Origin of the sequence: Novacetimonas hansenii (genome assembly GCF_014843995.1) — a bacterium.
Classification (GTDB): domain Bacteria; phylum Pseudomonadota; class Alphaproteobacteria; order Acetobacterales; family Acetobacteraceae; genus Novacetimonas; species Novacetimonas hansenii.
This window is the reverse complement of sequence record NZ_CP062147.1, coordinates 2,868,227-2,893,325: the sequence shown is the minus strand read 5'-3', so window position 1 is coordinate 2,893,325 and position 25,099 is coordinate 2,868,227. Positions and strand designations below refer to the sequence as shown.

Genomic DNA, 25,099 nt, shown 5'->3' with positions numbered 1-25,099 from the left:
GGGAAGCCCGCGATGCGGGCCGTGTTGGCGGCAGCTTGCCCAATGGGCGCGGGGATGTCACGCGGCGGGCGATGACCTGGCCCCCGCGGTCGCGCAAAGATGATGCGCAGGCCCCCCCTGTGTCTGTGGCAAGGAGGGGAGGTTACTGAAGTGTCCGACCTGCTGGGAAAATCCATGACGACGTCCGCCACGACGCCTGCCCCCATATCTGCCGCCATATCTGCTTCTGTGCCAGCATCCTCTGGGTCTGCATCCGCGTCCGGCCTGCATTTCTTTGACCGCCTGGCCGCCACGTTGCGCGGTGTGGCGCCAATGCCGGTGGGAATTGTCTATCCCTGCAGTGCCATCGCGCTGCGTGCCGCGTGCGAACTGTTGCGGCGTGATCTTGCGAAACCTGTCCTGATCGGGCCTGTCGGGCGGATTCGCGCCATCGCACGCGAAGAATCCCTCGATATTTCGGCCTGCCGCCTTGTCGATGCCGCCGATGATACGCAGGCCGCGCAGGCTGGCGTCCGCATGGCCCGTGAGGGGGAGGTTGCGATCCTGATGAAGGGGGCGCTGCATTCACGTGTTTACCTGCATGAAATCGGTCACCATGATAGCGGCCTGCGTACCGAACGGTGGATGAGCCATGCCTACATCCTCGACCTGCCGGGTGTGGGGCGGCCGCTGTTCGTCAGCGATGGCGCGGTCAACATTGCGCCTGACCTCGACGTGCGGCGCGATATCGTGCGCAATGCGATCGACCTTGCGCACATACTGGGCATTGCCTGCCCGCGCGTGGCGCTGCTGTCGGCGGTGGAGACGGTCAATCCCGGCCTGCAATCCACGCTGGATGCGGCCATCATCTGTAAAATGGCGGACAGGGGACAGATCACCGGCGGCATCGTGGACGGGCCGCTTGCACTCGATAACGCCCTGAGTGCCGAGGCCGCGCGGTGCAAGGGCGTGCGTTCGCCCATCGGGGGGCAGGCCGACATCCTGATCGTGCCGGATCTGGAGGCAGGCAATATCCTTGCAAAGCAGATGACCTTCCTCGGTGGTGCGCAGGCGGCGGGTATCGTGATCGGCGCGCGTGTGCCCGTGGTCCTGACCAGCCGGGCGGATTCCCTGTCCACGCGCCTGCTGTCATGCATGGTGGCCGTGGCGATGGTGCGCGCGGGGTACCGCATTGCACGCCCCGGTGCGGACGGTGCATGAATGCGATGGGTGGAATGCAGATATGCGCCGCGATCCTTTTCCCTCGCACAAAGATGATGCGCCACAATGACGTCGCCAATGGCATGAGGAATGACAGTCGCTGTCAGGCCTGCCCCTGCCCGGCGCGCCTGTCCCATGTCATCATGGGGCGGGGGCGGATATGGGTGGGGCGGGACGGACGGTATTTTCCGCGCGCCGGACATGGCGGGACGCGGGAACACGAAATCCGGCGTGGCATGGCCGTCAGGGATGCCCCCTGCGGGCCGGTCCCACGCCCCCGGTCGGCTGCCCGGGGCGCACGATCGCAGCCACGACACCACTGTCCGACGCCGAAGCGGAGAATATCATGACCTCTCAGCCTACTCCTGCCGATTCCACCTATGATGTCGTCCTTGTCGGCGGCGGTATCATGAGCGCGACGCTCGGCGTGATGCTCAAGCAACTGGAACCAAACCTGTCGATCGCTCTGTTCGGGCGCCTTGATGATGTCGCGCTGGAAAGCTCCAACGGCTGGAACAATGCCGGCACCGGCCATTCCGCGCTGTGCGAACTCAACTACACCCCGATGGGTGCGGGGGGTGAGGTCGATATTTCCAAGGCCGTCAACGTCAACGAGGCCTTTCAGGTTTCACGGCAATTCTGGTCCTATCTGGCCGAATCCGGGCTGATCGCCTCGCCACGCGACTTTCTCAACCCCATTGCGCATATGAGCTTCGTCTGGGGGGCGGAAAATGTTGATTTCCTCCAGCGGCGTTATAACGCGCTGAAGGATCATCCGCTGTTCGCCGGCATGTCCTATTCCACCGACACGGCACAACTGTCGCAGTGGATGCCGCTGGTCATGGACGGGCGGGCAGGGGGCACGCCGCTTGCGGCCACGCATCACCCGGCGGGAACGGATGTCAATTTCGGGGCGCTGACGCACCGGCTGGTGGATATCCTGTCAGGTGGCCCGGGCTTTGACCTCAATCTGGGGCATGAGGTCACGGGCCTGCGTCAGTCCGGGTCGGGATGGACCGTTTCCGTGCGGGGCATGCATGATGGTACGTCACGCGATGTCGCCGCGCGGTTCGTGTTCGTCGGTGCGGGCGGTGGCGCGCTGCCGCTGTTGCAGAAAAGCGGCATCCCCGAGGCGCGTGGCATCGGTGGCTTCCCGGTCAGCGGACAGTTCCTGCGTTGCACCAACCCCGAAATCATCGCCCGTCACCATGCCAAGGTCTATGGCAAGGCATCGGTCGGCGCGCCGCCGATGTCGGTCCCCCACCTCGATACCCGCGTGATCGACGGGCAGGAAGGGCTGCTGTTCGGTCCGTATGCCGGATTCTCCACCAAGTTCCTCAAGCAGGGGTCATGGCTGGATCTGCCGCGTTCGATCCGTATGGATAATATCGGTGCGATGATGGCGGTGGCCCGCGACAACATGCCGCTGACGAAATACCTGATCCAGCAGGTGATGCAGTCGAACGAGGACCGGATGAAGGCCCTGCGTGATTTCGTGCCTGGCGCACGCAGCAGCGACTGGGAACTGATTACCGCAGGCCAGCGCGTGCAGGTCATCAAGAAGGACGCGGCCAAGGGCGGCGTGCTGCAGTTCGGGACAGAGGTTGTGACCGGGGCGAATGGCACGATTGCGGGGCTGCTTGGTGCATCACCGGGGGCATCGACGGCGGCACCGATCATGCTGGCGGTTATCCAGCGCTGCTTTGCCGATCGCCTGCCGCAGTGGGAAGAGCGCCTGCGCAAGATGATCCCATCCTATGGCAGGCGCCTGTCCGATGATGCCGCGCTGTGTGCGCGCACACGTGACTGGACACGCCAGACGCTGCAACTCGACGGCTGACCATATGGGATGGCATTTCCTGTGCCCGTCTGGCACCAGCGGGCGGGCGCAAGGATGTGTCAGGCAGGCGTGACACGCATGGGCGTGATATACGGGGGGCAGGAAAGGCGGGGCACGAAAGGCCGCCGGTAAAAAAATCTGGCACAGCTTTTCACACCGCGCCCAAGGACGCCACCGCTGTGAAAGCGGGGCGTCCTGATTAATGTCATCGCTTTTATCGGACCATTTCAGGTGGTCCCTCATTCGTCTTCAGGCAGGTCGCTCAGATGATCGGCCGGATGACGCACCGGTGGCACCGGGTTCGGACGGCTGGTGCGGTTTTCGATCTGCCGGCGGGTGAAGTGCGATGCGATATCGGCCAGTTCGATGAACTGGTCCGCCTGGCGGCGCAGTTCATCGCCAATCAGCGGCGGCGACGTCTTTATGGATGCGATGACGGTCGTGCGTACGCCCTGACGCTGCACCGCTTCGAGCAGGCGGCGGAAATCGGCATCCCCGCTGAACAGGACGGCATGGTCGATCCTGGGCGCCATTTCGAGCATGTCCACCGCAAGTTCGATGTCCATGTTGCCCTTTACGCGGCGGCGGCCCGTATGGTCGGTATATTCGCGCGCCGTCTTCGTTACCAGGAAATAGCCGTTATAGACAAGCCAGTCAGTCAGCGGCTTGAGCGGGGAATATTCCTCCGTCTCCAGGACGGCGGAATAGTAGTACGCCCGCAAGACGTTGGATTTCGACCGGAAAAATGACAGCAGCTTGCGGTAATCCACCTCAAAGCCGAGATTGCGTGACGCTGAATACAGGCTGGTTCCATCAATAAAAAGACAAAGCCGTTCCTGAGGCTGAAAGAACATTAGTGAGTGTCCCTGAAAGAGGTAGCTTCATATGCCCGGCTGACGATTGAAATACCATTGGCTGTGCGCGTGGTGTGTCCGTCAGGAGGGAAGGGTAGGTTGCGGGTAATGCCCGGCATGACATTGTCCATACCGATGTAGTCATAAAGTTTGAGATAACAAATCATCCACTCATGTTATTATTCATGCATGGATACGCACGATACGGTGCCGGGTTCCGGCGGGCATTCAGCAGACATCCTCGTGGCGGTAGGGGCGAACCTGCCCCGCCACACGGGGGAAGGGCCATTACAGACATGCCACTGGGCTGTGGCGGAAATAGGGCGCATTGATACAATTCGTGTCGAGGCGGTTTCCCATTGGTATGAAAGCGCGCCGGTCCCGCCATCGGGGCAGCCCCCCTATTTCAACGGAATGGTGCGACTGGGTGGCGATATCACGCCCCAGGCCCTCTTGTCTGCCCTGCAGGCGATCGAGGCGCGGGCGGGACGGGTGCGCACCATCGCCAACGCCGCGCGGCCGCTTGACCTTGACATCATCGCGATGGGGGATCTTGTGCGTGCCGCCCCCGATCCCATCGTGCCGCATCCGCGTGCCTGCCTGCGCGCCTTTGTGCTGCGCCCCCTGCGTGATGTGGCCCCCCACTGGCGCGATCCCGTCAGCGGGGAAGGGATAGAGGCCCTGCTGGCCCGCGTGGCGGACCAGGCGATCACCCGCCTGCCGGGCTGAGTGCGCAACGGCGTACTTGCGTTGTGGGGCGGGGGGGAGTATTCCATCTTGTTCCACCGATATATTTTTCATAGAGAAACCGGAGTCTGGCCTGATGGCACGCGTCACTGTCGAGGACTGCGTTGAGCGGGTTCCCAACCGTTTTGAACTGGTGTTGCTGGCGGCCCAACGTGCCCGCGCCCTGTCCCGCGGCGAAGAACTGACGATTGATCGCGACAACGACAAGAATCCCGTCGTCGCCCTGCGCGAGATTGCGGACCAGACAATCAGTCTGGACCAGGTCAAGAGCGACCTGCTGCGTTCGCTGGCCCGCGCGCCCGAGCCCGAGCCCGCAGATGAGGAAGTCGTCGATCTGATCCCGACCGAACAGAACATCTTCGGCCTGCAGGATGTCTCTGCGGAGGAAGAATCACGCCATACGGCTGGCATGACGGCAGAAGAGCTCGAAGCCACCATCGAGGCCGAACTTGGCGGCCGGGGTTCGCGATAGCATTTTTGACGAGAGGGGACGGATGTGACGGATCGGGTCGGCTCTGAAACGACAGCTTCCCTCACGTCCCCTGCCGTGCCCACCTTGCCGCAGGCCCCGGCCATCGGGGATGGTGGGCATGTTCCCGCCAGCGTGGCGGATGCCGACATCGCCGCCGCAACGCCGCGGGTCCCGGCGCGGGTCATTTCCTGCGACGGGCTGATCCGGCGCATCCAGTCCTATGATCCCGGTGCCGACCTCGACCTGATCCGCCGCGCCTTCGACGTGGCATACAAGGCGCATGAGGGGCAGGACCGCGATAACGGCGATCCCTATATCACCCATCCGCTTGCGGTGGCGAACATCCTTGCCGGGTTCCGCCTTGATACGGCATCCATCGCAACCGCGCTGTTGCATGACACCATCGAGGATACGGGCGTCACCCAGGCGCAGTTGCGCACGCAGTTCGGTGCGACCATCGCGGAACTTGTCGATGGCGTGACCAAGCTGACGCGGCTGGAGCTTCAGTCCGACCGTACCAAGCAGGCTGAGAATTTCCGCAAGCTGGTCCTTGCGATGTCCAAGGACATCCGCGTCCTGATCGTCAAGCTTGCGGACCGTCTGCACAATATGCGCACGTTGCATTACGTGCAGCGCCTTGACCGTCGCCAGCGCATCGCGCGTGAAACGATGGAGATCTATGCACCGCTTGCCGATCGTATCGGCATGGAAAAGGTGAAGGTCGAACTGCAGAACCTTTCCTTTGCGGAGCTTGAGCCAGAGGCGATGGCCACGATCCGCGCGCGCCTGAACTATCTGCGCGGGCAGGGTGCGGACGTGATCGAGGAAATCCGCCACGAACTCCAGAACCTGTGCGCCGAGGCCGGGTTGAAGGGGGTGGAGGTCACGGGGCGTGAAAAGACGCCCTATTCCATCTGGGAAAAGATGCAGCGCCGCAACGTCGCGTTCGAGCAGCTGTCGGACATCATGGCGTTTCGCATCATCGTCCCCTCGCGTGAGGGGTGCTACGTCACGCTTGGCGCGGTGCATGCGGCCTATCCCGTCATTTCGGGGCGGTTCAAGGATTACATCTCCACCCCCAAGGTCAACGGTTATCAGAGCCTGCATACCGGGGTGACGCTGCGCCATCCGCGCAACCAGAAGATCGAGGTGCAGATCCGTACGGCCGAAATGCACGACGTCGCCGAAAATGGTGTCGCCTCGCACTGGCTGTACAAGCAGGGGGGCGACGGGAAGGTCGATGACGCAGCGCACGTTGTCTCCGGCCTGCGCTGGGTGCAGGATCTGCTTGATATCCTTGAGGATTCGGCCGCGCCGGATGAATTCCTCGAAAATACCAAGCTCGAACTCTATCAGGATCAGGTCTTCTGCTTCACGCCGAAGGGACGGCTGATTTCCCTGCCGCGTGGCGCAACCCCGATCGACTTCGCCTATGCCGTGCACAGCCAGGTGGGGGACAGTTGTGTCGGCGCGCGCATCAATGGCCGCCTGATGCCCCTGCGCCATGAATTGCAAAATGGCGATCAGGTGGAAATCATGACAGCGCGCGGCGGTACGCCCTCGCCGTCGTGGGAACGCTTTGTCGTCACGGGCAAGGCCCGCGCGCGCATCCGCCGCCATGTCGCGCTGCAACAGCGCGAATCGCACCTCGACAGCGGGCGGGTGGCGCTGGCGAAATCCTTCCGGCAGGAAGGGGTGGACGGGTCCGAAAAAGTATTGGAATCACTGCTCAAGGATCTGCGCCTGTCTTCTGTGGCGGACCTGTTCGTGGCGGTGGGAAATGGCAACCTTTCCGCGCGTGAGGTCGTGCAGGCGGCGTATCCCGACCTGCGTCGCGCACCGCGCGCGCCGCGTATGGTGCCCGGCCTGTCGATGCGCGCCGCCGAAAGCACGACCGCATTTTCGGCGGCCCGGCGCAAGAATGCGGCCGGCATGGCGCTGGCGGGCGTGGGGGCAGGGATGGCGGTGCATTTCGCCGGCTGCTGCCATCCGCTGCCGGGTGATCGCATCGTGGGCATCGTTTCCACCGGCAAGGGGATCACGGTCCATGCACAGGGATGCCAGACGCTGGAGACGTTCGCGGCCACGCCCGAACGCTTCATGGACCTGAACTGGGATTATGACCTGATCGCGCGCAACGCGGCGGGCACGCATGTCGGGCGGCTCAGCGTGGTAACGGCCAATGAACCTTCGGTCCTGGCGACGCTGACGAATATCGCAACCAAGCATGATGGCGTGATGGTCAACCTGCGCATCGTCAACCGGCAGCTTGAATTCATGGAAATCCTTGCGGATATCGAGGTACGCGACCTGCGGCACCTGTCTGCCATCATGGCGGCCCTGCGGGCGGAAACCGGCGTGGTTCAGGTGGAACGCGCCAAGGGATGAGGCGCATGACGCCATGATGATCGGGATCGGGTCGGACCTGTGTGACATCCGCCGCATTGAAAATGTGCTGGCGCGCCATGGCGCACGGTTCGAGGAACGGGTTTTTACCCCCCGTGAACGTGCGGCGGCGAACCGCCGTTCGGGGGCGGCCCGGCTTGGCACCTTTGCCAAGCGTTGGGCGGCGAAGGAAGCATGCGCCAAGGCGCTGGGTACCGGATTCGCCCGTGGCGTGTTCCATCGTGACCTGGGTGTCGAAAACCTGGTCGGCGGGCAGCCGGTCATGGTGCTGTCGGGTGGGGCGTGTGTGCGACTTGATGAAATTGTGCCGGCCGGGTGTACGCCACGCATCATGGTGACGATGACGGATGAATACCCCTATGCCTTTGCCCAGGTCATCATCGTGGCGGATGGCGTGGCGCATCCCTGATCGGTTCACGCATGGCCGCCCGTGCTTGACACGGCATGGCCCCGTGGGCTTGATCGCCAGAATTATGCGACCGTGCCTTTCGCCCGGCCGGTCGCGCACGAAGCCGGATTTATGAAGATCATGTCGAGCGATGACCCCCAGACGCCAACTGTCCTGACGACCTCCCCTTCCACGGGGGCGCGCGGCATGCTGGAACTCCTGCGTACTGTCGTGGTCGCGGGTGCGATTGCGATTTTTGTCCGCACCGCACTGTTCGAACCCTTCAACATTCCGTCCGGTTCGATGATCCCGACATTGCAGGTGGGGGATTATGTGTGGGTCGCCAAATACAGCTATGGCTATTCGCACTTCTCCCTGCCGCTGTCGCCCAACCTGTTCAGCGGACGCATATTCGGCAGCGAACCGCATCGCGGGGATGTGGCGGTCTTCCGCTTCACCAAGGATACGTCCATCGACTATATCAAGCGTGTGGTCGGTCTGCCTGGCGATCGCATCCAGATGCGCGAGGGACAGCTTTACCTGAACGGTGAACTCGTGCCCCGTACGTCGGAAGGCGAGTATGTCGCGGTGGACGAACATCACACCCGTATGGAGGGCGAACGCTATCGCGAGGACCTGCCCGGCAGCGGTGGCCGTCCCGCCGTGTCGCATGACATCCTCAAGCTGACGGATGAGGGGGACAAGAACGACACCCCGGAATATGTCGTGCCGCCGGGTTATTTCTTTGTCATGGGTGACAACCGCGACGACAGCGCCGACAGCCGTTTCATGGGGGACGCGCCGCAGGATCTTGGCTTTGTGCCGATGGAAAACCTGGTGGGGCAGGCCAAGTGGATATTCCTGTCGGTGGATGCGCAGTACCCGACATGGGAATTCTGGAAATGGCCCACGGAAATTCGTTGGGGACGCCTGTTTTCGGGGGTTCACTGATCATGGATGCGCCCGCGACCCCCACGGCCGAGTTCGAACGGATCGAGGCGTATGTCGGTTATTGCTTTCGCAACGCCGCCCTTCTGCATGAGGCGCTGACCCATCGGTCCGCAGCACATCAGCGCAGCAGCGCGATCGGGCGACGCACACGCCAGTCGGTGGCGCGGCGCGGCGCAGGGTCCAATGAACGGCTGGAATTCATTGGCGACCGCGTGCTTGGCCTATTGATGGCGGAATGGCTGCTGGAGCGTTTTCCAGATGAGCAGGAAGGCGCGCTTGGCCCCCGGCATGCGCACCTTGTCTCGCGCGCGGTGCTGGCGCATATCGCAGAGGACATGGCCCTGCCATCCGCCCTTGACGTGGCGGAGCACGAGGCCCGCGCCGGGGTGCGTCAGATGGCCAACGTGCTCGCCGATGCGGTGGAGGCGATTCTGGGCGCGATCTATCTTGATGGTGGGCTGGAACCTGCCCGCGCCTTTGTGCGTCGGGCATGGAACAATGCCATCGTGGCGCAGGCCCGCCCCCCCAAGGACCCCAAGACCGCATTGCAGGAATGGGTGCTGGCGCGGGGATTGCCGCTGCCGGTGTATAAGGTGGTGTCCACCGATGGTCCGTCGCATGCGCCCCGGTTCGTGATTTCGGTGGAGGCATCGGGACGGCGGGGCGAAGGTATCGCAGGCAGCAAGCGTGCCGCCGAAAGCGAGGCCGCGGCCCGGCTGCTCAGTCAGTTTGACTGACGCGGGCGCGTGCCCTGCGCGGGGCGGACACGAATATGGAACACTCGGGACGGCTGTTACAGCCGTGGGAATGATAAATGCCGGAACATGAAGACATGACGACCCGCTGTGGTTTCGTCGCCATCGTGGGCGCGCCCAATGCGGGCAAGTCCACGTTGCTGAACCGCATGGCGGGGACCAAGCTGTCGATCGTCAGCCCAAAGGCGCAGACGACGCGTTTCCGGGTTCTGGGTATCCTGATGCGCAACCATGCGCAGATGCTGCTGGTGGATACGCCGGGTATTTTCCGTCCGCGCCGCATGCTGGACCGTGCGATGGTCGCCGCCGCCTGGACCGGGGCGGAGGATGCGGACATCACGCTGCTGATCATTGATGCGCGTGCCGGCCTGACGGAGGCGGTGCGCGAAATCGTCAGCCAACTGGCGCAGCGCAACCGCCGGGTGTGGCTGGTGCTGAACAAGACCGACCTGATGCGGCGTGATGCGCTGCTGCCGCTGACGGCGGAGCTGTCGGGCCTGCTGACGGTGGAACATGTGTTCATGATCAGCGCGCGTTCGGGGCAGGGGGTCGATGACCTGATGGACCGGATGGCGGCCGAGCTGCCGGTGGGGCCATACCTGTATCCGGAAGATGACCTGACCGATCTGCCCGACCGCCTGCTGGCCGCCGAGCTGGTGCGCGAGCAGATCTTCTTGCAAACGCATGAGGAGGTTCCCTATGCCGCCACGGCGGAGACGGAAAGCTTTCAGGAGCGCCCGGACGGTTCGGTGCGGATCGAGGTGACGATCTATGTGGCCCGCGCCTCGCACAAGGCGATCCTGATCGGGGAGGGCGGGTCGCGGATTCGCAATATCGGCGAACGTGCGCGCAAGGAGCTTTCGCGCCTGCTGGAACGGCCGTGCCATTTGTTCCTGAACGTGAAAGAACGTTCAGGATGGGATGAGGAGCGCGCCCGCCTGCGCGCCATCGGTCTGGACGACGCCTGACATCTGATATCTGACATCTGACCCCTGCGGGTGCCGTGGGCCGGTCCACCATCGCAGGTTGGTGATGGGGGGCACACGAAACGCAGGGCGCGCGCCCTGATTGGCGCATTATCGGCATCGTGTGCTTGTGAGGGGGGCGAACCCCCTATATGACATGTGCGGCGTGGGCGCTGCCGTCACTGGCGGGCGGTTGCCTGCGGCCTGTGTCTTATTTTCTGTTGTGTTCGAGGGCCAATGACCAATCCGCTAACAGATCATGCCCCAGACAATGCCCCCGGTTACAGCCGGGTCCTGCTGAAGGTTTCGGGCGAGGCCCTGATGGGTAACGGATCCTATGGGATCGACCCCGCAACCGTTGATGGTATCGCCGCCGATATCGCGGCAGTCGCGCGCACTGGCGTGGAGGTGTGTCTGGTTATCGGGGGTGGCAACATCTTTCGCGGCGTCGCCGCCGCCGCGCGGGGCATGGACCGCGCGCAGGGCGATTACGCGGGTATGCTGGCCACCGTCATCAATGCGCTGCTGATGCAGAATTCGCTGGAACGCCAGGGGATCGCAACCCGCGTCATGAGTGCGATCCAGATGTCCTCCATCGCGGAACCCTATATTCGGCGTCGCGCGGTGCGCCATATGGAAAAGGGGCGCGTGGTGATCTTTGCCGCCGGGACGGGCAACCCGTTCTTCACCACCGATACGGGGGCTGCCCTGCGTGCGGCGGAAATGGAATGCAGTGCGCTGTTCAAGGGCACGCAGGTCGATGGCGTATATTCCGCCGACCCGCGCAAGGTGGCCGATGCGCGGCGTTATGATACGCTGACCTATCGCGATGTGCTGGCCAATGACCTCAATGTCATGGATGCTGCCGCCATCAGCCTTGCGCGTGAAAACAAGCTGCCGATCGTGGTGTTCAATATCCATGAAAAGGATGCGTTTTCGCGCGTTATGCGGGGCGAGGGACGCTTTACCACGATCGTGGCCTCGGACTGAGGCGCACACCCCGCACAAGAGAAGTCGCATGGCGGTCGAACGCGACCGTTAGAGGAATGTTGGGAGGGCCAAGGTGTCTGTCGATCAGAAAAGTTTGCTGGCGGATGTAACCCGCCGCATGGATGGGGCGATTGAAAGCCTGCGTCGCGATTTTGCCGGTCTGCGTTCAGGCCGTGCAAGTCCGGCGCTGCTGGAGCCCGTGCGTGTGGAAGCCTATGGCGGCGAAGTGCCGCTGACGCAGGTTGGCTCCATCGCCGTGCCCGAAGCGCGGATGCTGACGGTGCAGGTTTGGGACCGTTCGCTTGTCGGTGCGGTGGAACGGGCGATCCGTGACAGCGGGCTGGGCCTGAACCCCGCCGCCGATGGGCAGACCGTGCGTGTGCCCATTCCCCAGTTGACCGAGGAACGGCGCAACGAACTGGCGCGCGCGGCAGGCAAATATGCCGAAAACGCAAAGATCGCGGTGCGTGGTGTGCGTCGTGATGGCATGGAACAGACGCGCGGACAGGAAAAGAAGGGCGAAATCAGCCAGGATGACGTCAAGGTCTGGTCCGATGCGATCCAGAAGCTGACGGACCAGTATGTGAAGCGTGTTGACGAACTGCTCGCGGAAAAAGAACGCGAGATCAAGCAGGTCTGACTTCCGTATGTACCCAGTTGCCGGGGAACGGCGCGCAGGAAGTGTGCCTGTCCATGTGGCGATCATCATGGATGGCAACGGGCGGTGGGCGGCCTCGCGCGGGTTGCCGCTGCTTGCCGGCCACCGGGCCGGGGCGGAGGCGGTGCAGCGTTGTATCCGCGCCGCCGTCGCGTCTGGCGTGAAATGGCTGACGCTTTATGCATTTTCCTCGGAAAACTGGCGGCGCACCCCGCAGGAGGTGGCCGACCTGACCAGCCTCTTGCGGTATTACCTGCGTTACAAGGTGGCGGAGCTTGCGGCGAAGGGTGTGCGCATCCGCATTATCGGCGACCTGTCGCGCTTTGCCCCCGATGTGCGGGCCGAGGCAAGGCGCGCCGAACTGGAAACCGCCTCCAACACGGTCCTGACGGTCGTGCTTGCGCTGTCCTATGGCGGGCGTGCCGACATCATGCAGGCTGCGCTGCGGATGGCAAAGGCCGTGCAGGACGGCACGCTGGCGCCGGGACAGATTGACGAGGATGTCTTTGGCGGCTTCCTGATGACGGCGGACATGCCCGATCCCGACATCGTGGTGCGCACCAGTGGTGAAAGCCGCCTGTCCAATTTCCTGTTATGGCAGTCGGCCTATGCCGAACTGATATTCATAGAGACGCTGTGGCCAGATTTTGATGCCGGGCATTTTGATGCCGTGCTCCAGATCTATTCCCGGCGCGAAAGGCGCTTCGGTGCAAGACCGGTCTGATCCCCCCAATCCCACCGTGATCCCGTTTCCTTCGGCCCCGACGCCGCCGGGTGGTGGGTCCGGGCGCGGGTGGAAGGATCTGCGCGCGCGCGTCCTGTCCGCGCTGGTGATCGTGCCGCTTGCCGCGCTGTGTGTGTGGGCGGGGGGTGTCGCCTATGCCGTGATGATCGTGCTTGCGATGGTGGGCATGGCGTCGGAATGGGGGCGGATGTTCGTCCTGTCCGCACGCAGTTGGCGTGGCGTGCTCTATCTCATCTGGCCTCTGGCCTGCGCTGCGGCGGCGCTGGGGGGGCAGTGGGGGGGGGCGTTCATGGTCATGGGCGCGGCCTTTGTCTTTGGCCCGGCCCTGTGGGCGGGGCAGGTGGCGATTGGCTGCGCGGGGGCGTCCCTTTTGTGGCTGCGTTTCATGACCCATCCGGGCGCGGGTGTCGTCCTGTTCGTCGTTGCCTGCGTCGCGCTGAGTGATACGGGGGCTTACCTGACGGGACGGGCCATTGGCGGGCCGAAGCTCGCGCCGCGTATTTCCCCGGCCAAGACATGGTCGGGGTCGTGTGGCGGGCTGCTGGCCGCGGTTGCCGGCGGGGCCGTGATTGCCTCCGTGCTGCCTGATGCGCTGGCGGGGGCGGGTGTGCGTGGCGCCATGATGGGGGCTGTCATGGCGGTTGCGGCACAGGCGGGCGACCTTGGGGAAAGCGCGCTTAAGCGTGCGCGCGGCGTCAAGGATTCCGGGGCGATCATCCCGGGGCATGGCGGGTTGCTGGATCGTTTTGATGGATTGCTGGTGGCCGCACCACTGGCTGCATTGATTTCGCTGGGGGCAGCGGCAGGCGCTGCTTTCTGGTATGTCGGCCTGCGCTGAGGGCGCGCGGTCACGATGAAAAAAATTGGGGAAATCGGTAGGATGAAGACAGTTTCCGTTCTGGGCAGTACCGGCAGCATTGGCTGCTCCACTGTGGATCTGCTGTTGCAGGCGCCGGAGCGGTTCCGCGTCGTGGCCCTTGTCGGGGGGCGCAATGTCACGTTGCTGGCTGAACAGGCGCGTGCGCTTGGTGCCGAATATGCCGTGATCGCCGATGAAACCCTGGTTGGGGAACTGGAAACCCTGCTGTCGGGGACGTCCACACAGGTATCGGGTGGGCGCGAGGCGGTGATCCGTGCGGCAGGCGTGCCGGTGGACTGGACCATGGCGGCGATCACCGGTGCCATTGGGCTGGAACCCGCGCTGGCGGCGGTGCGCAATGGCGGATGTGTCGCGCTGGCGAACAAGGAAGCGCTGGTCTGCGCGGGCGACGTCATGCTGCGTGCGGTGCATCAGGCGGGGGCGACGCTGCTTCCGGTCGATTCGGAGCATAATGCGATTTTCCAGTCCATGGCCGACCGGCAGGTGGATCAGGTGGAAAAGATCGTGCTGACGGCATCGGGCGGCCCGTTCCGCCGCGCCAGTATCGAGGAGATGGAGAAGGCCCCGCTGGAAGCCGCGCTGAAGCATCCGACATGGAGCATGGGGGCCAAGATCACCATCGATTCCGCGACGATGTTCAACAAGGGGCTTGAACTGATCGAGGCGGCGCGCCTGTTCGACATGACGGAGGACCGGATCGGCGTTATCGTCCACCCGCAATCCGTGGTTCACAGCATGGTCCAGTACACCGATGGCAGTATCATCGCGCAGCTTGGTTCCGCCGACATGCGCATCCCCATTGCGCATACGCTGGCCTGGCCAAAGCGTATGGCGACGAATTCGCCGCGCCTTGACCTTGCCGCGATGTCACGTCTGGATTTCGAGGAACCTGACGAAGTGCGTTTTCCCGCATTGCGTCTGGCGCGGGAATCGCTCCGGGCGGGGGGGGCGGCCTCTGCGATCCTGTCTGGCGCCAATGAAATTGCCGTGGAGGCCTTTCTTAATCGTAAAATCGGCTTCCGGGATATTGCGCGGGTTGTCGAGGATGTGATGCAATCACTTGGGAACCAGAGCGCGGACACGCTGGAGCAGGTCCTGCACTGGGATGAAGAGGCGCGACGCCTCGCCCGCGCCCGCATAACGGCACGGGCCGCATAAGACGACAGGGTTAAGGGGGACGGCCGCGCGTGATCATCAGGGGAACTCATAATCATCATGCATGATCTGTTGCGGACCGTCCTTGCATTCGCCCTGGTTCTGGGTGTGCTGGTTTTCATCCACGAACTTGGCCATTACCTTGCCGCGCGCTGGCGTGGGGTGCATGTGGAGGTTTTCTCCATCGGTTTTGGCAAGCCGCTGCTGCGCTGGCACGACAGTGTCGGCACGGAATGGCGGCTGTGTCCCGTCCCGCTGGGCGGATATGTCAAGCCGCACGGGTTCGAGGGACCGGAAGACGCCACCCCTGAACAGATCGCGGCATGGCAGCCGGGCCGTACGTTCCATGACAAGCCCGTGCTGTCGCGGGCGATTGTCATCATTGCGGGGCCTGTTTTCAATTTCCTGCTGGCGATCATTCTCTTTACCGGCCTGTTCGCCTTTGCAGGGCAGCCGCATATCCGCAATGTCGTTGCCGATGTGATGCCCGGCAGTGCTGCGGCAAGCGCGGGGATCGCGCCGCATGATGTCATTGTGCGGCTGGGGGATCACCCGATTTCCGACGTGGCCGACCTGCAGGCCCGCGTCGCGGCCGAACCGGGCGCACAGACCGATGTGGTCGTGCAGCGCGACGGGCATGACGTGACGATCCCGCTGACGGTGGGCAGTGTTGCCGATGCAAAGGGGCAGCCCCCCCACGGGCAGCTTGGTGTTTCCTTTCTGGCGGAAGTGGGCGCGCCGCAGTCCTTGCCGCGCGCCTTCGTCTCCGCCGTGAAGGAGACGTGGAATGTGTCTGTCCAGACCCTTGCCGGGCTGTGGCAGATGTTGACGGGACAGCACAGCACCAAGGATCTGGGCGGACCGTTACGGATTGCGCAGATGTCGGGGCAGGTGGCGCAGTACGGACTGTCAAGCCTTGTGTCATTCATGGCGCTGCTGTCGATCAATCTTGGCCTGATCAATCTGTTCCCCATACCGATTCTCGATGGTGGGCGGCTGATGTTCTATATTCTTGAGGGGATAATGGGCCGTCCCGTTTCGCGCCGGGTGCAGCAGATCAGTTTCCAGGCGGGGTTCGCCCTGATCGCCAGCCTGTTTTTATTTTCTACATTTAACGATCTTTCGCATTTCGGCTTGTTTCAATGGCTGGCATCGCATGTCGGATAACGTAAGAATGACGGCATGAGACAAGTGCTTGCGCGAGAGGGGCTATATCGGATACGTCCGCCCATGCGGATAATGCATGACAGCACGGAGATGACATCTCCGCATGGCTGGCAGTGTGGTCAATCCGCCTACCGAATGGTGAGGAATGCCGATTTTGTCGAGTAAACGTTCAGCGCTGCTTGCATCCGTTTGTGTTGTGCCGCTGTTCTGGACGGCAGGCGCCCACGCGCAGGACGCTGGACAGGAAGGCGGTGCGCCGTCCGATGCCCCCCCGTCAGGTGGCATGGCCCCGACGCCGGGCATGACCCCGGAACAGCCGCAGGTGGAGGCCATCAAGCCGCCGCCCCTGGCCGATCCGATCGAGGCCGTGGACATCAAGGGCAATGACCGGATCGAAACGAACACCATCCTGTCCTATATGGTGGTGCAGCCCGGCGACCGGTTTGATCAGGATCTGCTCGACCGTTCGCTCAAGACGCTTTATGCCACCGGCCTGTTCAAGGACGTGACCATGCAGCGTTCGGGCAACATGCTGGTGGTGCATGTCGTTGAAAACCCGATCGTCAACCGCATCATTTTCGAAGGCAACCACAGCGCCAAGGACGAAGACCTGACAAAGGTCATCTCCCTGCGGCCGCGCGCGGTGTTTTCCACCAAGACGATCGCTGCCGACCGGCAGAAGATCCTTGGTGTCTATGCGGAAAAGGCGCGCTATGCCGCGACCGTCACGCCACAGGTCATCCGCCTTGCACATAACCGCGTCGATGTGATCTTTCGCATCAACGAGGCGCAGAAGACACTTATCCGCAAGGTGACGTTCGTGGGGAACCGTACCTTCAGCAGCACGCGCCTTGCCGGTGTCGTGTCGTCGAAGGAAACGGCGTGGTATCGCTTTTTCTCATCAAGTGACCAGTACAATCCCGAACGTATCAAGTATGACGCGGAACTGCTGCACCGGTTTTATCTGAAAAACGGGTTTGTCGATTTTCAGATCAAGAACGCGACGGGCGAACTCTCCCCCGATCACAAGGCGTTCTATATCACCTATACGATGGAAGAAGGGCCGCGTTACCGCCTGAACAAGATGGATATCCGCTCTTCCCTGCGTCATGTCAGTGCGGAGTCCCTGCATAAATACATCTCCCTGTTCCACAACCAGTGGTATGACGGCAGCGCCATCCAGCATAATGCGACATCCATGCAGGAAATCCTGCAGGCGAAGGGATATCCCTTTGCGATGGTGCATCCCGAAATTGCGCGTAACCCGGAAAAACGCACGGTCAACCTGCTGTTCGATGTGAGCGAGGGGCCACGTATGTATGTCGAGCGCATCGACATCAACGGCAACACCATCACGCAGGACAAGGTTATCCGCCGCCAGCTGCCGATGTCCGAAGGCGATCCGTACACCCCCATGGACCGCAAATATTCCAAGGCGGTGCTGGAGGATCTTGGCTTCTTCAAGACCGTGTCGATCGACCAGACGCCCGGGTCTTCACCTGACAAGGTCAATATCTCGGCCGATGTGGTGGAAAAGCCGACGGGCGAATTCTCGCTCGGTGGCGGGTATTCGTCGGATGCGGGCGTGCTGGGTAATCTCGGCCTGAAGCAGCATAACCTGCTTGGCACAGGTATCGACGCCGGTTTCTCCGGCACGGCGGCCTATTACGAAGATCAGGCCGACATTTCTGTGACGGACCCGTATTTCCTCAATCGCAACCTGGTGGCCGGTATCGACATCTTCGGTATCCAGAACCGTTACATGACGTACCAGAACTACTCCGAAGGCCGGTACGGCATGACGCTGCGTATGGGGTATTCCTATAATAACCACCTGTCGCAGTCGTGGAGCTATACGCTTACCGATCGAAATGTTGGCGATACATGGTCGGATTCGTCTTGGTACGTGCTGGATCAGTCCGGCTGGTCGCTCCTGTCACAGTTGAGCACCACGCTGACCTATGACACCCGTGACCGCCGTTCGCAGCCCCATAGCGGCTATGTCATCCGTGTTGGTGGCGATTTCGCGGGTATTGGCGGCAATGAACGCTATGTCCGTGGCAAGATCGACGCCGCCTATTATATTCCCCTCGACAGCCTGATGGGGAACCATGACTGGACGGTGGACCTGCGCGCTGGCGCGGGCGACATCGCCAACTGGGGTGGCGGACGCAGTGATATCATCGATAACTTCTATCTTGGTGGTAACACGCTGCGCGGCTTCCTTGACGGTGGTGCGGGGCCGCGTTCGATGGGGATTTCGGCGCGGACCATCGACGGTGTGAAATACCCGATGCATTCGCAAGAAGATTTCCTTGGCGGGCGTTTCATGTACACCGCTTCGGCCACGATCCATTTCCCTATGCCATTTGCGGCGGATATGGGGATCAAGGGACGGTATTTCGTCGATGCCGGTGGGCTTGATGGCCTGCGTGTGCGTGAACGCTATACCTCGCCCAGTGATGGTTACAAATATACCCCGGTATATGGCGATACATTGACGCCGCGCGTCAGTACCGGCGTGGGCTTTTCATGGAAAAGTCCGTTTGGTCTGATTAACATTGATCTTGGTGTGCCGATCATCAAGCAGAAGCATGACCGAACACAGTTGCTCCGCTTTGGCTTCGGCCAACAATTCTGAGGTGATAATGTTGCGTAATTCCGGCGTTCGTTTATTTGCCGCGGCTGTCGCACTGGGATGTGGCAGCCTGGTCGGATCTGTTGCCCATGCGCAGAACAATTCCGGCTGGTTCGTCCCCAAGGCATCCCAGCAGCAGCCGGAGCATGCCGCAGCGCATGCGGCCCAGCCCGCGCCGCAGCCCGTCCCCCTGCCGGCCCCCCCGGCCGATAGCGAGGAAGCCCAGTCCCAGACGCCGCCGGTCCTGCCGTTGCCGCAGATCCCCAACTCGCCGGACCTGCCCAAGGGGGCGCCGCCGCCCGCACCGATCATCGGTGTCATCAGCGTGCCTGACGTGATGCGCCTGTCCACTGCGGCGCAGCAGGCGGAACGCGTATTGGGCGCGCGGCGTGACGAACTTGCCCGTGATGCGCAAAAGGAACAGGCGTCGTGGCGTGATGAGCAGCAGAAGCTGCAGGGTCAGGCGCGGACCATGTCATCCGACCAGATCCAGGCGAGCGAACGCAAGTTGCAGGAGCGCGTGATCGCGGCGCAGAAGAACTTCCGCAACCGCAACCGCATCATCCAGGAAGCCGCCCAGGTCTCCCTTGGGCAGATTGAACGCGAATTGGTGCAGATCATCCGCCAGGTTGCCGCCAGCCGCAGCATGAACCTTGTCCTGCACCGTGAACAGGTGGCGTTGAGTCAGGATAACCTTGACATCACCCAGCAGGTCGCGACGCAGTTGAACTCGATCCTGCCGAGCGTCTTTATCCCGGCGGCGAATGTCGATCCTGAAGTGCTGGCGAAATCGGGCACGATGCCGACAACCGCCGATGCGGAACAGGGTGGCGCCTCCGCCCCGGCAGCAGCGGCAACCGCCGTCGCACCCAAGGCGAAGCACTAAGGGCTTGGTCGGGTCCATGTACGTGCGGGAGGAAAGCGGGCCGGGCGATACGCGGTTTTTTGTATCGGATGGCCCGTTTGACGCCACGGAACTTGCGCGCTGCGCCGGTGCGGAGCTTCAGGGGGCGGGGGCAGCGATTGCCGACGCACCACACTTCACCGGCATAGCCCCCCTGCAGTCGGCAGGGCCGACGCAGGTCAGCTTTCTGGACAACCGGCGCTATCTCCCCCTGCTGGAGCAGACGGGCGCGGGTGCGGTGATCGTGGCGCCTGCCTTTGTTGACAAGGTGCCGTCCCATGCCGTGGCGCTGGTGTCGCGTACGCCCTATCTTGCATGGGCGCGTGTGGCCTCGCGTTTCTATCCCGCGCCACCGGTTGATCCGGGGATTCATCCCACCGCGGTCATCGGCGAGGGCGCGCAGGTCGATCCATCAGCGTCGATCGGGGCATTTTCAGTCATCGGTGCGCGCGCACGTATTGGCGCGGGTGTGACGCTTGGCACGCATGTCATGGTCGGCGATGGCGTGGAAATCGGTGCACGCAGCCGCATCGGCAGCCATGTTTGCCTGTCGCATGCGCTGCTTGGGGAACGTGTCACCTTGCTGCCGGGTGTCCGCATCGGTCAGGAAGGCTTCGGCTTTGCCACCGGTCCTGACGGGTTTGAGACCGTGCCCCAGCTTGGTCGGGTGATCCTTGAGGACGGGGTCGAGGTCGGTGCGAACTCCACCATCGACCGTGGGTCGATTCGCGATACCCTGATCGGGGCGGGGTCGCGCCTCGACAATCTGGTGCAGATCGGCCATAATGCGCGTCTGGGACGGTGCTGTATCGTTGTGTCCCAGGCCGGTATTTCGGGTTCGACGGAACTTGGCGATTTTGTCACGGTCGCGGCGCAGGCCGGGCTGATCGGGCATATCAAGATTGGCACGAAGGCACGGATCGGCGCACAATGTGGCGTCATGTCCGATGTCGAGGCCGGGGCCGATGTCATCGGAAGCCCGGCGATGCCGTTCAGGGAGTTTTTCCGAAACGTGGCGTTCCTGCGTCGTCTGGCGAAAAAACCGACGCAGGATGGGGGCAGCGACAAGGCCGGCTAGGCGACGGTGCCGAAGGCTGTAAAAACATTCAACCGGCATGGGGCGGCCTGTCCAGTCAGATCGCAGGCGTTCCCGTACCGCAGAGATGGTTGGACGACGTGGATAAAGAAGTAGAGGCATTACCGACAGAGCAGGCGCCGCAGAGTGTCGAGGCAATCGACATCATGCGCATCATGGAGGCGATTCCCCATCGTTATCCTTTCCTGCTGATTGACAGGATGGTTGATATCGTCCGCGGTCAGTCGGCGGTCGGCATCAAGAACGTGTCCGTGAACGAACCGCATTTCCAGGGGCATTTCCCTGCGCGGCCGGTCATGCCGGGCGTCCTCATCATCGAGGCGATGGCGCAGACGGCGGCGACGCTTGTCGTGCTGACGCTGGGTGAGGCGTTCGAGGGGAAGCTGGTCTATTTCATGACCATAGACGGCGCGAAATTCCGTCGCCCCGTTGGCCCTGGCGATCAGTTGCGGATTTCCGTTGAAAAAGAGCGCAGCCGCGCGAATGTCTGGAAATTCAAGGGGATTGCGCGCGTAGACGGTGTCTCGGTGGCCGAGGCGACGTTCAGCGCGATGATCATGGGCTAGGCCAGGCCCGGCGAACGGAAAACGATCGGCCCGTAACGGCAGGCACCGTAACCGGGAACCGGTATCTGGATCATGGCTTTTTTTTCCGGTGGCTGAGCGCCGGAAAGCCGTCGAAATGGAGGCTGTTCTGGCACACAGCGCATCTACCGGCACGACAACGGATGTGGAACCTCTGGGGGCTGCTGTTATCCATCCCTCATCCATCGTTGCCGCTGGCGCCCGAATTGGTCGCGGCGTGTCAATTGGCCCATGGTGCACGGTCGGTCCCGATGTGGTGATTGATGACGGTGCCCGGCTGATTTCCCATGTGGTGATTGACGGCCATACGCATATCGGCGCGAATGTCGTCTGCTATCCCTTCACCACAGTGGGTATGGAACCGCAGGACCTGAAATATCGCGGTGAACCCACACGCTGTGTCGTGGGGGCGGGCACCATCATCCGTGAAAATGTCACCATTCACCGGGGGACGGCCACGGGTGTGGGTGTCACCACCATCGGGGGAGGGTGCCTTATCATGGCGAACTCCCACGTGGCGCATGACTGCACGTTGGGACGGGGTGTCATTATCGTCAATAACGTGGTGATGGGGGGGCATGTCGTCATTGGCGACAATGCCCGCATCATGGGGTCGGCCGCCCTGCATCAGTTCGTGCGTATCGGGCACGCCGCCCTTGTCGGTGGTGTGTGCGGGGTGGAGGCGGACGTCATTCCGTATGGCAGCGTGCTGGGCAACCGGGCGCGGCTTGTGGGGCTGCACTGGATATGGCTGCGGCGCAATGGTGTCGCGCCCGATGATATCCGGCGTATGCGTCAGGCGTTCCGCGCGCTGTATCCCAAGGCCGCACATGCCAGTGGCGCTGTGTTCCAGACGCGTCTGGAACAGGTGCGTGGACAGTATGGCGATGATGCCCGCGTGTCCGAAATTCTGGATTTCATTGCGGCCCCCAGCCATCGCGGACTGGTGCGCGTGCAGAGAAGTCCGGGCGAAATGATCGAGACCGATGGCGCCTGATCCCCTGATGGATCAGGTTACGTCTGCTTCTGCGTCTTCCCCCGCCTGTGTCGGCATCCTTGCCGGGGGCGGCCCACTGCCGGCGCAGGTTGCGCGTTCTGTTGTTGCGGCGGGCGGCAGCGTCTTTATCATCGGGTTCGAGGGGTTTGCCGACCCCGATGTCATCGCCCCATGGCCGCACCGGTTCATCCGGCTTGCCGCGGCGGGCGAAATCCTTTCCACCCTGCGTCTGCATGGATGTCGTGAACTGGTCCTGATCGGGCCGGTGCGGCGTCCTTCCTTTGCGACATTGCGTCCTGATGCGGTGGGCGCACGTATACTGGCGCGGATCGGTCGTGCCCTGTTTTCTGGTGATGACGGGTTGCTTGGCGCGATTGTCCGGGTGCTGGGGGAGGAAGGATTCGTTATCCGGGGCGCGCATGAATATCTGCATGCATCCATCGGGCGGCGTGGCGTGATGGGGATGGTGCGCCCCGATCACGTCGCAATGTCCGATATCGGGCGTGGGCGGCGCGTGGTGCAGGCCATGGGCGCGCTGGATATTGGACAGGGCTGTGTGGTGCAGGACGGGCTTGTCCTTGCGGTCGAGGCGATCGAGGGTACGGACGAGATGCTTGAACGTGTCGGACGATACCATCAGGATGGTCGTCCCGGCGGGGTGTTGATCAAGATGGTCAAACCAGGACAGGAACGGCGTGCCGACCTGCCCACCATCGGCCCCGAAACGGTGCGCCGCGCGGCAGGTGCGGGATTGCGTGGCATCGCGTTCGAGGCCGGGGCCACACTGCTGACGGACCCGCTTGAATGTGTGACGCGGGCGGATGCGGCTGGTCTTTTCCTTGTCGGAATTACGGCCGAGGGGACGATGGAATCCGTTTTGTAAAAGACCGCCCTGAACATGACATCCTGATAAGAACTTTTATAATTTCAGTATGTTGTTGGGTGCGGTTTGTTAGCGGTCGATAAAATAAGGAGTGCAAACATCATGGGCAGTTACCTGCATACAATGGTTCGCGTCCGTAATCTGGAGGCCAGCCTTGATTTCTACGGGTTGCTTGGGATGCGTGAATTGCGTCGGCGTGAGGTGCCCGAAGGGAAATACACGCTTGTTTTCATCGGGTATGCTGACAATGCGGCAGGGCAGGCGGAAATCGAACTGACCTATAACTGGGGTCAGGACGATGGATATGACGTCGGCACCGGATTCGGCCATTTCGCCGTGGGTGTGGCGGATGTCGCCGCCATGGTTGAAAAAGTCCGCGCAGGTGGTGGCAAGGTCACGCGTGAGGCGGGGCCGGTGAAATTCGGCACCACCGTCATCGCCTTTGTCGAAGACCCTGATGGCTATAAGATCGAGCTGATCCAGCGCCCTTGATCCTTCACCCGGGGGGATGTGCATCCCTTCGGCCTTTTTATCATCAGCCCGTACCATCGGTCATTCCCGGGCGGGCAGGCAGGTGCGCCGCATGAGGTCGAGCCTGCCGACCGTGGCTTCTATCGCCTGTATGATGACCTCAGCGCCCGCGCGCACCTGTGCGTCGGGATGGGCCGACAGCAGGTCAGCCTTGATCAGGGCAGGCGACAGGATGCCCCTGATGTCATGCAGGTGCGTGCATATGCCGGCCACGTCCGTAACGTCGGGAGAAGGGGCGGGAGTATGGGGCATGGGGGCTCCGTAATTCTGGGGCGGTGGTCGGGGTGTCTCATGCGCGGCATGTAACGCGGGTTGCGCATTGACGCTGGGAATAACGGGCAGTATAAGGCCCGCCTTGGGGATGTGCAGGAAAATTGCCTGCGCCCCGATATTCATCCGTAACCTGTTACAGTCAATCTGGGAGTGCTGTCGTGAAGCGCACGTATCAACCCTCGAAGCTGGTCCGCAAGCGCCGTCACGGCTTTCGTTCCCGCATGGAAACCGTCGGTGGCCGCAAGGTGATTGCGAACCGTCGCACCAAGGGCCGTAAGCGTCTTTCCGCTTAATTGCCCTGGTTTTACGTTCCGGGACACTTTGTCCCGGAATGACACTTTGCATTAACAGGGGCTGCTGAACGTGGCCGACCGGTCGATCCGTCTCAAGAAACGTGCTGAATTCCTGAAGGTCGCGGCAAAAGGCCGCAAGGCCCCGGTGTCTGGCATGGTTTTGCAGGCGTTGCATCGCGATGATGCCGATTCGGCCCGTCATGGGTTCACCGTGACGAAAAAGGTCGGGAATTCGGTGGTCCGCAGTCGTGTGCGCAGGCGCCTGCGCGAGGTTGTCCGCCAGGTCGGGCGGGAACTGCCGCTTTGTGGCGTGGATCTTGTGGTTATTGGCCGTAGCGCCACAATCAATCGTAAATTTTCCTCGCTGCTGGCTGATTATCGCAAGGCATTGAAGAAAGCCGGGGTCATGGGGGACGCGTGAACATTCCTTCCCCCGTCCCGGTTTCACGGGGGCCGGTCGTGACGGTAATGCGCGCGATGATCCGTGCCTACCAACTGGTGATCCGGCCCGTGATCGGCGCGAACTGCCGCTTTACCCCATCATGCAGCCATTATGCCCGTGATGCCCTTGCACGCCATGGTGCGTGGCGTGGTGGTCTCATGTCGCTGTGGCGTATCATGCGCTGCAATCCCTGGAATGCGGGGGGATATGACCCGGTGCCCACCACGCACCATGATGGTCGCTCCTGCTGCTGCATCCATAAACCTGAATAACGAGAGTCTGGCT

27 protein-coding genes are annotated in these 25,099 nt (G+C 62.4%); 25 read left to right on the top strand and 2 right to left on the bottom strand.

Translation table 11 applies throughout. The features are described from left to right. Positions 1-174 precede the first annotated feature (174 nt). Positions 175-1,200: a bifunctional enoyl-CoA hydratase/phosphate acetyltransferase gene (locus IFJ82_RS12615; RefSeq protein WP_225578664.1), complete on the top strand. Its 1,026-nt coding sequence runs from the start codon at positions 175-177 to the stop codon at positions 1,198-1,200. A gap of 346 nt (positions 1,201-1,546) precedes the next feature. Next, entirely contained in the window at positions 1,547-3,040 is a 1,494-nt protein-coding gene (locus tag IFJ82_RS12610; protein ID WP_192264809.1) for a malate:quinone oxidoreductase, read from the top strand. Positions 3,041-3,279: 239 nt separating this feature from the next. On the opposite strand, the gene IFJ82_RS12605 is transcribed toward IFJ82_RS12610, so the two are convergent. Next, positions 3,280-3,894 carry a LabA-like NYN domain-containing protein gene (locus IFJ82_RS12605; RefSeq protein ID WP_048859344.1) on the bottom strand — a complete coding sequence of 205 codons (615 nt, stop codon included), beginning with the start codon at positions 3,892-3,894 and terminating at the stop codon, positions 3,280-3,282. Between the two features lie 189 nt (positions 3,895-4,083). Here IFJ82_RS12605 and folK point away from each other — a divergent pair, with 189 nt between their 5' ends. From folK to gloA, 20 genes are all read left to right on the top strand, one after another. Beyond that, positions 4,084-4,623, top strand: coding sequence for a 2-amino-4-hydroxy-6-hydroxymethyldihydropteridine diphosphokinase (folK, locus tag IFJ82_RS12600; protein WP_192264808.1), 540 nt, complete (start codon positions 4,084-4,086; stop codon positions 4,621-4,623). A gap of 94 nt (positions 4,624-4,717) precedes the next feature. Continuing rightward, positions 4,718-5,113, top strand: a complete 396-nt coding sequence (gene rpoZ, locus IFJ82_RS12595) for a DNA-directed RNA polymerase subunit omega (protein ID WP_003618062.1) — start codon at positions 4,718-4,720, stop codon at positions 5,111-5,113. 132 nt (positions 5,114-5,245) lie between these two features. Further along, positions 5,246-7,501 carry a RelA/SpoT family protein gene (locus tag IFJ82_RS12590; RefSeq protein ID WP_408901716.1) on the top strand — a complete coding sequence of 752 codons (2,256 nt, stop codon included), beginning with the start codon at positions 5,246-5,248 and terminating at the stop codon, positions 7,499-7,501. 13 nt (positions 7,502-7,514) lie between these two features. Then, a complete protein-coding gene (gene acpS / locus IFJ82_RS12585) occupies positions 7,515-7,928 on the top strand; it encodes a holo-ACP synthase (RefSeq protein WP_003618064.1) in 414 nt (137 codons plus the stop codon). 186 nt (positions 7,929-8,114) lie between these two features. Beyond that, the gene (lepB, locus tag IFJ82_RS12580; RefSeq protein WP_048859349.1) at positions 8,115-8,858 is read left to right on the top strand and encodes a signal peptidase I; all 744 of its coding nucleotides are present in this window, start codon (positions 8,115-8,117) and stop codon (positions 8,856-8,858) included. Positions 8,859-8,860: 2 nt separating this feature from the next. Further along, the gene (gene rnc, locus IFJ82_RS12575) at positions 8,861-9,595 is read left to right on the top strand and encodes a ribonuclease III (protein ID WP_062808667.1); all 735 of its coding nucleotides are present in this window, start codon (positions 8,861-8,863) and stop codon (positions 9,593-9,595) included. 77 nt (positions 9,596-9,672) lie between these two features. Beyond that, positions 9,673-10,581: a GTPase Era gene (gene era / locus IFJ82_RS12570; RefSeq protein ID WP_003618069.1), complete on the top strand. Its 909-nt coding sequence runs from the start codon at positions 9,673-9,675 to the stop codon at positions 10,579-10,581. 234 nt (positions 10,582-10,815) lie between these two features. Beyond that, positions 10,816-11,568 (top strand): UMP kinase, encoded by a 753-nt coding sequence (gene pyrH, locus IFJ82_RS12565; protein WP_003618070.1) that lies wholly within the window; start codon positions 10,816-10,818, stop codon positions 11,566-11,568. Positions 11,569-11,641: 73 nt separating this feature from the next. Continuing rightward, a complete protein-coding gene (frr, locus tag IFJ82_RS12560) occupies positions 11,642-12,208 on the top strand; it encodes a ribosome recycling factor (RefSeq protein ID WP_003618071.1) in 567 nt (188 codons plus the stop codon). Between the two features lie 7 nt (positions 12,209-12,215). Continuing rightward, positions 12,216-12,950 carry a polyprenyl diphosphate synthase gene (uppS, locus tag IFJ82_RS12555; RefSeq protein ID WP_003618072.1) on the top strand — a complete coding sequence of 245 codons (735 nt, stop codon included), beginning with the start codon at positions 12,216-12,218 and terminating at the stop codon, positions 12,948-12,950. Then, positions 12,934-13,809 (top strand): phosphatidate cytidylyltransferase, encoded by an 876-nt coding sequence (locus IFJ82_RS12550; protein WP_408901686.1) that lies wholly within the window; start codon positions 12,934-12,936, stop codon positions 13,807-13,809. The genes uppS and IFJ82_RS12550 overlap by 17 nt, the downstream gene beginning before the upstream one ends. A 42-nt stretch (positions 13,810-13,851) precedes the next feature. Next, positions 13,852-15,009, top strand: coding sequence for a 1-deoxy-D-xylulose-5-phosphate reductoisomerase (gene dxr, locus IFJ82_RS12545; protein WP_003618073.1), 1,158 nt, complete (start codon positions 13,852-13,854; stop codon positions 15,007-15,009). A gap of 57 nt (positions 15,010-15,066) precedes the next feature. Next, the gene (rseP, locus tag IFJ82_RS12540) at positions 15,067-16,173 is read left to right on the top strand and encodes an RIP metalloprotease RseP (protein ID WP_192264804.1); all 1,107 of its coding nucleotides are present in this window, start codon (positions 15,067-15,069) and stop codon (positions 16,171-16,173) included. A gap of 145 nt (positions 16,174-16,318) precedes the next feature. Then, on the top strand, positions 16,319-18,814 hold the full coding sequence (bamA, locus tag IFJ82_RS12535; protein ID WP_062808670.1) for an outer membrane protein assembly factor BamA: 2,496 nt from the start codon (positions 16,319-16,321) through the stop codon (positions 18,812-18,814). Between the two features lie 7 nt (positions 18,815-18,821). Beyond that, on the top strand, positions 18,822-19,697 hold the full coding sequence (locus tag IFJ82_RS12530; protein WP_040511591.1) for an OmpH family outer membrane protein: 876 nt from the start codon (positions 18,822-18,824) through the stop codon (positions 19,695-19,697). A gap of 16 nt (positions 19,698-19,713) precedes the next feature. Continuing rightward, on the top strand, positions 19,714-20,793 hold the full coding sequence (gene lpxD / locus IFJ82_RS12525) for a UDP-3-O-(3-hydroxymyristoyl)glucosamine N-acyltransferase (RefSeq protein ID WP_003618078.1): 1,080 nt from the start codon (positions 19,714-19,716) through the stop codon (positions 20,791-20,793). Between the two features lie 98 nt (positions 20,794-20,891). Then, positions 20,892-21,377, top strand: coding sequence for a 3-hydroxyacyl-ACP dehydratase FabZ (fabZ, locus tag IFJ82_RS12520; protein ID WP_040510475.1), 486 nt, complete (start codon positions 20,892-20,894; stop codon positions 21,375-21,377). A gap of 115 nt (positions 21,378-21,492) precedes the next feature. Continuing rightward, positions 21,493-22,392 (top strand): acyl-ACP--UDP-N-acetylglucosamine O-acyltransferase, encoded by a 900-nt coding sequence (gene lpxA, locus IFJ82_RS12515; protein WP_080545402.1) that lies wholly within the window; start codon positions 21,493-21,495, stop codon positions 22,390-22,392. Continuing rightward, a complete protein-coding gene (locus IFJ82_RS12510) occupies positions 22,382-23,275 on the top strand; it encodes an LpxI family protein (protein WP_003618083.1) in 894 nt (297 codons plus the stop codon). The genes lpxA and IFJ82_RS12510 overlap by 11 nt, the downstream gene beginning before the upstream one ends. A 102-nt stretch (positions 23,276-23,377) precedes the next feature. Continuing rightward, positions 23,378-23,767: a lactoylglutathione lyase gene (gene gloA / locus IFJ82_RS12505; protein WP_003618084.1), complete on the top strand. Its 390-nt coding sequence runs from the start codon at positions 23,378-23,380 to the stop codon at positions 23,765-23,767. A 60-nt stretch (positions 23,768-23,827) separates the two neighbouring features. Here gloA and IFJ82_RS12500 read toward each other — a convergent pair whose 3' ends face one another. Next, positions 23,828-24,058 carry a hypothetical protein gene (locus IFJ82_RS12500; protein ID WP_048859347.1) on the bottom strand — a complete coding sequence of 77 codons (231 nt, stop codon included), beginning with the start codon at positions 24,056-24,058 and terminating at the stop codon, positions 23,828-23,830. A gap of 179 nt (positions 24,059-24,237) precedes the next feature. Here IFJ82_RS12500 and rpmH point away from each other — a divergent pair, with 179 nt between their 5' ends. From rpmH to yidD, 3 genes are all read left to right on the top strand, one after another. Next, positions 24,238-24,372, top strand: coding sequence for a 50S ribosomal protein L34 (rpmH, locus tag IFJ82_RS12495; RefSeq protein ID WP_003618086.1), 135 nt, complete (start codon positions 24,238-24,240; stop codon positions 24,370-24,372). Between the two features lie 70 nt (positions 24,373-24,442). Beyond that, positions 24,443-24,793: a ribonuclease P protein component gene (gene rnpA, locus IFJ82_RS12490; RefSeq protein ID WP_192264802.1), complete on the top strand. Its 351-nt coding sequence runs from the start codon at positions 24,443-24,445 to the stop codon at positions 24,791-24,793. A 47-nt stretch (positions 24,794-24,840) separates the two neighbouring features. Then, complete coding sequence (yidD, locus tag IFJ82_RS12485) at positions 24,841-25,086, top strand: membrane protein insertion efficiency factor YidD (RefSeq protein WP_003618088.1); 246 nt, start codon at positions 24,841-24,843, stop codon at positions 25,084-25,086. The last annotated feature ends 13 nt before the right edge of the window (positions 25,087-25,099 follow it).